Annotated in this window: 5 protein-coding genes; all 5 read right to left on the bottom strand. The window is 60.2% G+C overall.

Annotated elements, in window-relative coordinates; translation table 11 throughout:
• Positions 1-272: 272 nt before the first annotated feature.
• The gene (locus tag OXE05_09865; protein MCY4437623.1) at positions 273-1,775 is read right to left on the bottom strand and encodes a hypothetical protein; all 1,503 of its coding nucleotides are present in this window, start codon (positions 1,773-1,775) and stop codon (positions 273-275) included.
• 166 nt (positions 1,776-1,941) lie between these two features.
• A complete protein-coding gene (locus tag OXE05_09860; protein MCY4437622.1) occupies positions 1,942-2,445 on the bottom strand; it encodes a GNAT family N-acetyltransferase in 504 nt (167 codons plus the stop codon).
• A gap of 2 nt (positions 2,446-2,447) precedes the next feature.
• Positions 2,448-2,933 (bottom strand): GNAT family N-acetyltransferase, encoded by a 486-nt coding sequence (locus OXE05_09855; protein ID MCY4437621.1) that lies wholly within the window; start codon positions 2,931-2,933, stop codon positions 2,448-2,450.
• A gap of 84 nt (positions 2,934-3,017) precedes the next feature.
• Positions 3,018-5,033: a DUF3604 domain-containing protein gene (locus OXE05_09850; protein ID MCY4437620.1), complete on the bottom strand. Its 2,016-nt coding sequence runs from the start codon at positions 5,031-5,033 to the stop codon at positions 3,018-3,020.
• A gap of 605 nt (positions 5,034-5,638) precedes the next feature.
• Entirely contained in the window at positions 5,639-6,409 is a 771-nt protein-coding gene (locus tag OXE05_09845) for an amidohydrolase family protein (protein MCY4437619.1), read from the bottom strand.
• Positions 6,410-6,651 lie beyond the last annotated feature (242 nt).

Raw genomic sequence — 6,651 nt, 5'->3', positions numbered from 1 at the left:
CTGTGGCGGTCTGGGTCTAGCCCAGCGTCGCCCCAAGGACAGACCCGACACTGGCACCGTCTTGTTCATCCCACCCGCCATCTGTCTGTCCTTCTCTCCCCATTCTCCGTGCCCCGCACCAGAATATTGAGACAACCTCCCCAGGAGAGGGAGTGCCCCTGCTTGAAAGTGGGGTTATGCAAAGGTCTCCTCGAGAGAGAGGGCCGGGGTGAGGGTGAATTTTCGCTATCCAGCTCACTCCCACGGACTTGGCACGGTTAGGATTTCCTCTTTCATGAATTCGCTACCCATATCGGACTCGACCACGCGACCTGCCCGTTCTCCTGCGTTACGCGCAGATAGTAATAGTCTTCCGCGCGATCTGTGCTGGGAGAATCGGCGAAGTCATACGACGCACGGGCCAATTCGTCCGGCACGAGACGATGAATCAGAAACGAGTCAGAAGGAAAGCCGGTGGTCAGATCTGTTATAGCGTTCTGCGACGCTTCCTCCAGCGTGTACGTTTCCGTGCGCTGCATCGGCTTGGTAAAGGCGAGCGTCACCGTGGCATTTGGCGGGCCTTCGACATCCAAGACCACCGAATTCTGCGGGCAATCGTTGAGACACTCAGCCAGCGATGTGTACGTCTGGAATCTGCACGCCGTGGCAGTTGATTCCAAAATGCGACTGCGCTTCTCCTCGTGGAACGGTCCCGGTTGGAAGCACGGCATCGCCTGATTGATGCGGGCGCCGTCCACCGACACGGTCAGGTCCCACTCGGCGATGCGGGGCTTGCCGAATGCCGACCACGGGCCCCAACCGACCTCGACACGGCAGCGATGCCGCCGCGACCAAGGGTACCCTTCTGCCGGCTCGCTATCAGCCGGGAAGTGCCGGTGGATGACACGGTTGTTCTTGATGACTTCAACCTTCTCGATTTCGTCCCAGCCGCGGACGTTCGCGGCAATCGCGCGCTCGTGGGCGGGAGGAAGGATCGATCCCATGGGGTGACCGTTGATGCGGAAGTCCAACTCAATCTTATCGCCGGAAGCGGCGTAGCAGCGTCGGCTCCAAAGCGCTTCCCAAATCGCCTCCCGCGTAAACTCCGGCACCAAGACCGCCACCTGTCCCTCGTTGTACGCGCCCGGATGGGCCTGATGGTCGTCGGAAGAACCCGTAAAGCCTACGTGGTGACCCAACGCGAGCGCATGCTGGATAGTATTGATGGTGACGCGCGGACCGAGACCGTGCCGCGTATAGGCAAACCGGCCGCGGTCGCGCTCCGCACCGCCGTGCTCGGAAATAATCTCCACGATTGGTGACACCGATTCATCGAGCCAGTCCCAGTTCGCGCCCCGGAAGCCACGCATGTACCCCGGATGGTGCGGCACCAGCAACGCGCCGCTGCGGCGAGCGTGTTCCTGGATCTCCCGCACATGGTTGGCGAATTGCAACGGGCCGTCTTCTTTGTAGATCACGCAATGGTCGCCAAAGCCGGCGGAATGCCACTCATAGCCCAGAAACGCCTCGAAGCGCCCCGGGGCGGTGGCATCCTTGATCAATTGCTTGGTTCTGGGCCAGACTTCCCTGTGGCGGTCAAAGCCTTCTTGCCACTGTTCGTGCCGGTTGTTGGGCATCTCCGGCATGTCGTGCCACTGCGCGTGGCCGGTAAACGCAAAGAAGTCCAAATGACTCTGCGCCATGTCGATGGCACGTTCCAACGTGCCTTTCGTGTAATGAAACAGGCCTACGGTATTGTGGTTGTGAATGTCGCCCCAGAGAATCTTGTAATCCATTCCGTCGCTTCTATCCTCTCCGTCTAAGAACGTGTTCGCTAATCTTCTATCAATTAGGATTGGATGTCCGTTCGCCCTGAGCCTGCCTGTCCTGAGCTTATCGAAGGGTCGAAGGGCATGCATAGCTCGGGACAAGTGCCCTACCAGGTCTTCTCGCCGCCAACGGCTATTGTGAAGGCTCCGAACGCTCGCTCAGTCTCATCATGTAGACAATGCTGCGGTTGAGCGGCTCGAACCCTTGCCGCTCGTACATGCGGCGGGCGGGCTCGTAGCAGTCTTCCAGCCCGGTTGACACTTGAGCAAACTCCATCCCCGCTTCCGCGATGAGTTCCAAAACGCGTGCGTCTAGCCGCCCGCCAATGCCGCGCCCACGATACTCCGGCAACACGGCATTGTTGCCCACCGTCCCGATGCGCGTCTCTTCGTTGACGTGATAGGTGGCAAAGCCCACCGCCTTGCCATCAACTTCGGCAATCACCACGTTGTTGATGTCAATCGTGCGCATGTCGTCGGCTTTCCACTCGTCCCACGTACGCCCGCCGATGATGCCGTAGCGCTCTTCGCGCCAGCGATTGACGGTAACTTCCGCGAACCCGCGCACGATGAGCTCGATGAGCGTCCCGCGGTCTGCCTCAACAGCGCGCCGGATTGTCACGTCTGTCGCACTCATGGTCATGGGGTGTCCTGCGCGAGCTTTTTCATGTAGCAAATGCTACGGAAATACGGCGTGAATCCCTGCCGCTCGTACATACGGCGGGCGGGCGCGGACGGGTCTTCTAGACCGGTCGTGACCTGGGCAAACTCCATGCCGGCCGCCGCAATGATTTCAAGCACTCGTGCGAGCATTTGCCCGCCAATGCCGCGACCACGATAGTGCGGCAGTACAGCATTGTCATCCACAGTCCCGATACGAGTGGCGTCGTCTAGCTTGTAGCTCGCAAAGCCCACAGCCTCGCCATTAATCTCGGCAATTATGACCTTGGTTATGTCAATTTCCTGCCTGAGATCGTCCTTCCACTCTTCCCAGATGCGATCGAGAATGTCACCAGGCTGCTGCGCGCGCACGTCCTCATATGCGAGTACGAAGAGCTTGATGAGGGACTCTCGGTCCGCTTCGACAGCCCGTCGCAATGCTAATTCGGTACCCTGAACCGTCACGTTGCTCCCTATCTTACCACGCGCCTACGCCAATCGCCGTTGCCTATGATGTTCAGTTTGACAGGCATTCGCATGCGCTCAGCTTTACTTCTGAGGCGGTGACACCCAGACCGGACTCGACCAGGCGACATGGCCGTCGGCCTGAGTCGCGCGCAAGTAGAAGTAAGAGGTCTGATCACCTGTAAGAGGGAGCGTCTCGGCGATCTCAGCCACGCGACCGTCGCCGGATTGCGCGAATGCAACACTACCGTTGCAGACAACTTCCAAATATGCGAGCTGGGCGGTGCCAAGTACGCGCGCCGCCGCCGCCACCTGCGGCGCGGCTGCGGTGAACTCCTCACCCATACCGTGGCCGTCCACACGAAAATCCAGCACAATGCGTGCGCCGGTGGTGGCATAGCAGCGGCGTTTCCTGAGAGCCTCGATAATCGCTTCACGCGTAAGTTCCGGCGCAATCACAGCAGTCAAGCCGCCGGTGACGTGGTCGTGAAAATCAACGCCGGCCATGGAGCAGGTGTTCCTGCCGGGCTGGGCGTGATGGCTATCCGTGCCGCCCACAAAGCCGAGGCGGTGTCCCATGGCCAGAGCGTCCTGGGCGGAAGCGCCACCGCCGCCAATCACGGTCGCACCGCCGGGTTCATCCGTCTCGAACGCGCCGCGGTTTTGCGCTATCTCCAAAACAGTCTGGTACTCAGGATTGTGCCGCTGCCAGTCCTGCACCTGCCAGTTCTGCCAGCCGCCCTCTGAGGTGACGTTGATGTGATGCGGTACCACCACGGCGCCGGTGCCCTCCAACGCCGGCCAGATTTCCTCGATTGTGCTGGTCGTAATGCGCTTTCCTTCATCAGGATAGAGAATTACCCGGTGTCCTGCGCTCGGATCGCTCAATTCGACGGCCACCAGCGGCACGAACTGTCCGGCTGCATGGAACTGCGCAATGATCGCCTGATACTCTTCCCAGTCGTCCGCCCGCGGCACAGACCAGATGGCCTCGATATTCTGCGGCGGCGGAAACCACGCCACGCCGACGCAGTCGAGACCGGAAACGTCCCGGGCATAGCGAAACGCCTCAGCATACGTCCCAACGCCGTGCGCCATGAAGGGCCCGTGGGGTCGGTGACCGGGATCAAGCGCGCGGGGCGCATGGGTGTGCAGATCGCCAAAGAAGATGCGGTCGCTGCCAGTTCCAACAACGTCGATCGGATTGCTAACGCCGGAAATCCCAGCCTCCCAGGCCGCAGCCGTAACCGTGATCGGGCCTGCCGCATTCCTGGCGGCAATAAACGGGCCAATCCGCGCCGTGCCGCCATCGCCCGCCGCAAGGGCGAAAGGCGCAAGTCCACTGATGCCGCCCGGCTTTGCACCCAGAGCGACTTCTCCTGCGAAGTCCGTACAGACATTGCCATACGCATCTTCAACCCGCACCAGTACTGTGAACTCTTCACCAGCAGCAACCGTGGCAGGGGCAATCACACCGAGGTGCGCAGGCGGTCCCGCGACGACATCCACAACCGGCAACTCCGGCAGCAGCCGATAGCCTTTCGGATCGCCGCCGGGATAGCGCGGATTGCTATAGCTGGCATTGCCCAGGACGTCCACAAGCACCTGAAAGTACATCTCGTGCATGGCGACTTCCTGCGCGCGTGCACGCTCGTAGAAGCCCGGTATGAACGATCCGGCATCACCGATCGTCACCGCGATCTCTTCGCCCGGTAGCAGCGCTGCGCCTTCCACCGTCACGAACACACAGGGGAACTGCGAGTGATGGTACTTGAGCGGATAGCCGTTGCGGACCTGCACAGCGACGCCGCAGCGACCGCTCGTGGTCGCCGTAACGTGACCGAGACGCCACCGTACACTATGTACGCAGGGCGGCGCCACCGCGATACCCCCGCCAGGCGCGATGCCGGCACACCCCGCCGTATACGTGAGTGTCCACGTGCCAAACGCACCTGCAACGACCGGATCGGCCGGACTCAGCGCACACGTGCCAAGCTCAGCCTGCAAAGTTACTTGCGTTTCTTCCGCCGTTACCTGCACGCCATGGGTAACACCCTGGTCTTGAGATGCTGGTGGCGCCGACTTCAAATTTTTGCTCACTACTGCGCTCCTGTGCAACGAGTGCAGCCCGATGACCTATCGTTGTTCCGTTGCGCGGGGGATTGTCCACCGCCTCTTTGCCATCCACCCACCTAGACTACAAACTTTAGGCTCCGGGACTATCTCGCACTTGCCCATTGGCAAGGTGGTCGCAGGTTGCAAACCTGCGCTACCGGACTTCTCTCCTTCACGTTGACATTCCCGCGATCCCGTTGGGCGGACGAGATTACTCCCTCTCCCTGGGGAGAGGACCGGGGTGAGGGGAATACCTCGCTGCTTCAGCCTATTTCCCCGTGTCCGATACTCAATACCCAAAAGTCTTGCTCGGGCCAGGTGGTCGCAGGTTGCAAACCTGCGCTACCGGACTTCTCTCCTTCACTTTGACAGTCCCGCGATCCCGTTGGGCGGACGAGATTACTCCCTCTCCCTGGGGAGAGGGCCGGGGTGAGGGGTAATCCCCCCAAAGTTTCAGCCCATTCCCACGTGTCCGATACTCAATACCCAAGAGTCTTGCACGGGCAAGGTGGTCGCAGGTTACAAACCTGCGCTACCGGGACTACGTAGCTGGTAATATGCTCCCGTTCCTGTCTCCCACCGAGGCAATATCACGCGCCGAACAGCCCCGCCGCATTTTCGTGAAATAGCTTCTGCTTGACCGCGTCCACAATCTGCGATTCGGTCTCGATGCTAAGCTTCGCAGACTCATGGTAGTGCAGAGGTGAGTTGGAGCCAAACAGCACATGGTCTGGGCCAATGGTGCTACAAAGCTTCGCCACGTCGTGGATGGGCCCCTGCACGCGACTGTTTTCTACATACAAACTTTCGCGCTTGTCGACGCTCCGCCAAATGCTCGTAACCTCTCCAAATCGCCCGCCAGTGACGAGAAAACGCACCTGCGGGAAAGCGTTGACGGTCTGCGCAATGTCCCCGGCCCCCACGTCCGGGACTACTACGAGCCGGTGGTGATGCCGCACGTCCTCCAAGCCAATTGCGATCATCACAAGCAAGTCGTGTTCGCGCGCGATCTCCAGCAAGCGCAAGTTCTCCTGCCCCAACAGTTCGTAGCCATGGTAATTGGGGTGCAGACGCAGGTTCTTGGCGCTGAGTTCATCAAGGCAAATCTCCAGGTCTTCATCCCACCCCGGATACCCCGGGTTGATAGTGTACGCCGGGATGAAACGGTCCGGATGCGCCTGTGCAATCTCGTGCAGTTCGCGGTTGCCGACGAGCAGATCTTTAAAGAAGACGTTCTCCAAACGCGAAACCACGGCCTTCTCAATGCCGAGTGAGTCCATCTTACGCAGCAGGTTGTCCGGCTGGGAGTGCGGCAGGCGGCGAAACGGCCACTCGCCGACGTAGGCGTTGCTATCGATCATGTCGCATCGTCCCTCGCTTCACGTGTCTAACTCCCTCTCCTGTGGGAGAGGGAAACGCCGTCTAGTGGTTCGACACGATTGTATTGATGGGTAGCGTAGGTTTGCAACCCCGTATCACGTACGGGGCAGGAGGCTCTGCGCCATCTTGCCGTAGCGTTGGGCGAGCACGCCGAGCCGAAATGCTAGGCACAGGTTGCAAACCTGTGCTACCGGAGTTCCTAACCATCCACCGGCGCTCCTAC

This window comes from Chloroflexota bacterium, from assembly GCA_026710945.1.
GTDB lineage: Bacteria > Chloroflexota > UBA11872 > VXOZ01 > VXOZ01 > VXOZ01.
Note: the sequence above shows the minus strand (reverse complement) of the source record. Positions and strands in the feature narration are given on the sequence as shown.

Excerpts from the sequence above, each read along its gene's own strand:
- OXE05_09860 (MCY4437622.1), bottom strand. The coding sequence starts at position 2,445 with ATGAGTGCGACAGACGTGACAATCCGGCGCGCTGTTGAGGCAGACCGC.
- OXE05_09845 (MCY4437619.1), bottom strand. The coding sequence starts at position 6,409 with ATGATCGATAGCAACGCCTACGTCGGCGAGTGGCCGTTTCGCCGCCTG.
- OXE05_09865 (MCY4437623.1), bottom strand. The coding sequence starts at position 1,775 with ATGGATTACAAGATTCTCTGGGGCGACATTCACAACCACAATACCGTA.